The following is a 650-nucleotide window of genomic DNA, read 5'->3' as shown; positions in this document are numbered from 1 at the left end:
CCATTGTCATCCAGCCAAATGATGTGCTCGATACTAGAATTTTCAAACTGATAATCTTTGACCAATGGCGCAAACTCAGAGTTGAGCATCAGCACTTTAGGCTTGGCATGGTTGATGGTGTAGAGGACTTTTTCTGGTGATAGACGGATATTGACAGTTTGTAGCACGTACTCTGACATCGGTACCGCAAAATAAGACTCAAGGTAGCGATGACTGTCCCAATCCATGACGGCAATAATATCACCTGCATTAAGATTTAAACCTGCTAGTACATTGGCCAAGCGATTGATACGCTCAAACAAATCCTTATAAGTGAGTCGCTTTTTGTCCGCATAGACAATCTCTTGGTCTTGTGACACTGTCTTTGCACGGTTTAAGAGCTGCTTGACCAGTAGTGGATAATCATAGGCAGAGGGAGCACCATGGTACATATTTGACATAGACCTAACTTCCTTGTTTGTCGCGCTTATAAGTTATAGATAGTAATAAATAAGTAGCAATAAGACATACTAATACAGAATGAACTGCTATAACCACACTATTTGTATAATGTAGAGTCATTCTGATTACTGTTAATAGCATCCTGCTAAATGCCAATCGGTTTTGGCGCAGTAAAAGCAGCAAGCTTCACTGACCGCAATAAGATTAAA

The 650-nt window shown here is 40.3% G+C and carries 1 protein-coding gene; it reads right to left on the bottom strand.

Annotated features, from left to right (window positions below; all coding sequences use genetic code 11):
- Positions 1-440 (bottom strand): AMP-binding protein (locus tag ACS8FC_RS18355; RefSeq protein WP_439297843.1); only part of this gene is annotated, 440 nt, incomplete at its 3' end.
- Between the last annotated feature and the right edge of the window lie 210 nt (positions 441-650).

Source organism: Psychrobacter sp. 1Y4 (genome assembly GCF_051847555.1).
This window is presented reverse-complemented; position numbering and strand designations above follow the sequence as displayed.